The organism is Stappia stellulata, assembly GCF_020176715.1.
In the GTDB taxonomy this organism is placed as follows: domain Bacteria; phylum Pseudomonadota; class Alphaproteobacteria; order Rhizobiales; family Stappiaceae; genus Stappia.
In genome coordinates this window covers 1-3,334 of the sequence record NZ_JAIVMF010000049.1, presented here as the reverse complement: position 1 = coordinate 3,334, position 3,334 = coordinate 1, and the positions used below count along the sequence as shown (strand labels likewise).

Sequence of the window (3,334 nt, the reverse complement as noted above, 5' to 3'; positions counted from 1 at the left end):
GCGCGCCGCCGCCGAAACCGCGGATCCGGCCGGGCGGAGCGCGGCCCTCGACGCCCGCCTCGCCCGCCGTCACGCCGCCGCCTGCGAGGCGCTGTGGAACGTCATGATCCAGCGCGAACTCTGCGGCCTGCGCCGCCATGATGCGTTTTTGCGCGAGATGAACGTCCCGCGATCGGTCGAGCTGTTCATGGGCCCGGCACAGACCGCGCCCGCCCTGCCCGCAACGGCCCGATCCGGCGTGCCGAGCGACGGGGCAACGGACCCATGAGACACGAATTTGTCATGCCCGCGGACAAGGCGTTGCCACGTCTTGTCCTTCCAACCCGCCACACTTGCGTATATGCAAGGGTTTCGAAAAACACGTCAGCGCTGGACCAAGACATGGCCCCTCCCTCGCCCCGATTCCGCTCGCACCTGACCGCCGTGACGGCGCGGCTGTGCGCAACGGCCCTGGTGGCCGCGGCAGTGACCTTCTCGCCGCTGCCGGCGTCGTCGGTGCTGCCGGTCGGCGTGATCGGCGTCGCCGCGGCCAAGGTCGTGCCGGAAGGCAACCGCAAGCGCGTCCAGCCGAAGATCCCCTTTGCCTCCGCCCGTCGGACCGCCGCCAGCAACAGCGCCTATGACGCGAAATTCGACAAGATCGTCGCCGTGTTGCGCCGCGACACCCGCCTGATGCGCAACATCAAGAGCGTGGCCGCGCGCTACGGCATCGATCCGGTCCACATGCTCGGCGCCATCGTCGGCGAACACACCTACAATTACGACAGTCTCGACAGCGCCCAGTCCTATTACGTCAAGGCGCTGGCCTATGCCGGCATCCGCATCAGCTTCGAGCTCAACGGCGAACACGTGGAAGATTTCGTCCAGCGCCCGGAGTTCGAACGCTGCAACGCCGGCTCGAAGGAAAGCAACACGCGCTGGAACTGCTACCAGCGCACCTGGAACAGCCGCTTCCGCAACAAGCGCGTCGACGGCGTGCGCTATCCCGACAAGACCTTCAACGAGGCCTTCTTCCAGCCGCTGTTCGCGGGCCAGAGCTTCGGCCTTGGTCAGCTCTCGCCGCTGACCGTTCTGAAGATGAGCGACCGCGTGTCGCGCGTAAGCGGGTTTCGCAAGCTGACCGCGCGCGACGCGCAGGAGGTCTACCGCGCGACGATGGACCCGAACCGCTCGCTCCACTACATGGCCGCCGTGCTGCGCGACGCGATCGACGCCTACAAGTCGGTGGCCGGGGTCGATATCTCGAAGAACCCGGGCCTGACGGCGACGCTCTATAATCTCGGCGATCCGTGGAGCCGCGCCTCGCAATACCGGCGTCGGCGGGCGGCGGGAACCTCGCGCTGGCCGCACGAAAACTACTACGGCTGGCTGGTAAACGCGCGCATCGACGTGCTGCGCAGCCTGCTGTAACGCAACGGACGGGGTTAGGCCGGGAGCGCCCCGGCCGGACGCCCTACTCCATCCAGCAGACTTCCTTCATCACCTTGACGAGTTCGCCCGTTTGCGGATCGCGCACCGGCGTCGGCATGGTGTTGCACACCTTCACCCGCTTCTGGAACGGCGAGCGCCCGCCCTTGATCTGGGGGCCGCCGCGCGCCTCGTCCTGGGTCAGCCGGTCGAGCCGCAGGATGCGGTCGACGTAGTCTTCCGCTGAGGCGCCGGTCGGAACGGCAAGCGCGAGCGCGACAAGCGCGCCGGAAAAGGCCACAAGCGACGTCTTGATCATGGGACCCTCCTCAAGGTCGAAGCGGAACAGGACCGCGCAGTTGCGGCGCAAGTCAGCGGTCGCGCAGCGTTGCCGCGAAATTGCGTCTATTTCAGGAACGGATTGGTCTGCCGCTCGTGTCCCAGCGTCGAGGCGGGTCCGTGTCCGGGCAGGAAGGTGACGTCGTCGCCAAGCGGCAGCAGCTTGTCGCGGATCGAGGCGATCAGCGTCTCGTGATCGCCGCCCGGCAGGTCGGTGCGGCCGACCGACCCGGCGAAGATCACGTCGCCGGAGAGCGCGAAGCGCAGCTGCGGATCGAAGAACACCACATGGCCCGGCGCATGGCCGGGGCAGTGCAGCACCTGGAAGCTGCGGCCGCCGATCTCGACGCTGTCGCCCTCTTCCAGCCACCGGTCGGGCGTGACCGCGCGCACGCCGGCCACCCCGAAATCGCGCGCCTGCTCCTCGACCCGGTCGATCAACATCTGGTCGGCGCGATGCGGGCCGACGACCTCGACGCCAAGCCGTTCGGCCAGTTCCGCCGCCCCGCCGATATGGTCGATATGGCCGTGGGTGAGCACGATCCGCTCGACGGTCACGCCATGCTCGCCGAGCACCTTCTCGATCTTCTCGACATCGCCGCCGGGATCGATCACAGCACCGCGCCGGCTTTTCTTGTCGAAGACGAGCGAGCAGTTCTGCTGAAACCCGGTCACGGGAATCACCACCACCTGGATCGGCGGTTCATGGGCGCTGGTGTCGGACATGGGTCCCCTTTCTCGGGCGTAGTCCTGCAAGGACAAGCTTCGCCTGATGGTTGCAGCGGCGCGGGATCCGGCCGCTTGCGCATGTGCGGCATGACGTAACCCGCCGCCCGCCACCTTGACAAGCATGCTGTGCCACAGCGGCGCGAGCCTCCTGTCAAAATCGACAAGCTGCCGGAAAAACTCCGCGAAAAAACGAAAACGCAGGGTCCGGACCGCTCCGTATCGCAGGGTTTCCCTTGCCCGACACCCGCCTCCGCCCTTAATATACCGGGGCGGTTGGCATGGCTGGGAGGGTGCGCTGGTGCGAAGGCATGTCGGGCAATTCCCCATCCTGGGTTCCATGTGAGGGCGGCGGACCTGCCCACCTTGTTGCGAACACCGGCCGCAAATGAAACCTGGCGTTGTAGAGCGACCGACACTATCGCCTCGGCGTCACGTTCGATGTGACCAGAGAGCCCGGCGGGACAGCGGGCTCAACAAAGGTGATTAGGATATGAATGACTGGCGTTCGGACAACCGTCGGCAAGGCAAGCGACGCGGTGGTTCGAAGGAATACGGTGCGGATGGGGACGAGTTCGGCGGCGGATTCGACCACGGCAAACGCAACAAGCCGTCCCGCGGCGGACGGCGAGACTCCTTCAGCGAGGCGGGCTGGGCCGCCCCCGAGGGACCGGAAGACGCATTTCCCCCGGTCGGCCGGTTCGGCGGCGGCGGCGACAGGCCGGGCGGCGACCGCTTTCCGACGGATCGCGGTCCGGGCGGATCGGACGGACGACGCGACGGCGGCGGCTTCGGCCAGCGGACCGGCGGCCCCGGAGCGCGCAGCGGCGGTTACGCTGGCGCGCGCGACGGCGCACCGGCC

The 3,334-nt window shown here is 67.5% G+C and carries 4 protein-coding genes and 1 pseudogene; 3 read left to right on the top strand and 2 right to left on the bottom strand.

The features are described from left to right. Window positions 1-268 (top strand): DUF6665 family protein (locus LC092_RS21050; protein ID WP_318245938.1); only part of this gene is annotated, 268 nt, incomplete at its 5' end. Between the two features lie 113 nt (window positions 269-381). Further along, window positions 382-1,410 (top strand): DUF1402 family protein, encoded by a 1,029-nt coding sequence (locus LC092_RS21045; RefSeq protein WP_224809697.1) that lies wholly within the window; start codon window positions 382-384, stop codon window positions 1,408-1,410. 43 nt (window positions 1,411-1,453) lie between these two features. Here the strand turns inward: LC092_RS21045 and LC092_RS21040 are convergent, their stop codons facing one another. Together LC092_RS21040 and LC092_RS21035 are read right to left on the bottom strand one after the other, a co-directional pair. Next, window positions 1,454-1,726: a hypothetical protein gene (locus LC092_RS21040; RefSeq protein ID WP_224809696.1), complete on the bottom strand. Its 273-nt coding sequence runs from the start codon at window positions 1,724-1,726 to the stop codon at window positions 1,454-1,456. Between the two features lie 86 nt (window positions 1,727-1,812). Further along, the gene (locus LC092_RS21035) at window positions 1,813-2,472 is read right to left on the bottom strand and encodes an MBL fold metallo-hydrolase (RefSeq protein ID WP_224809695.1); all 660 of its coding nucleotides are present in this window, start codon (window positions 2,470-2,472) and stop codon (window positions 1,813-1,815) included. Between the two features lie 493 nt (window positions 2,473-2,965). Here LC092_RS21035 and LC092_RS21030 point away from each other — a divergent pair. Next, a pseudogene (locus tag LC092_RS21030) lies at window positions 2,966-3,334 on the top strand (cold-shock protein); the annotation flags it as partial.

Coding starts and splice junctions, on each gene's coding strand:
- LC092_RS21045 (WP_224809697.1), top strand. CDS start 382: ATGGCCCCTCCCTCGCCCCGATTCCGCTCGCACCTGACCGCCGTGACG.
- LC092_RS21040 (WP_224809696.1), bottom strand. CDS start 1,726: ATGATCAAGACGTCGCTTGTGGCCTTTTCCGGCGCGCTTGTCGCGCTC.
- LC092_RS21035 (WP_224809695.1), bottom strand. CDS start 2,472: ATGTCCGACACCAGCGCCCATGAACCGCCGATCCAGGTGGTGGTGATT.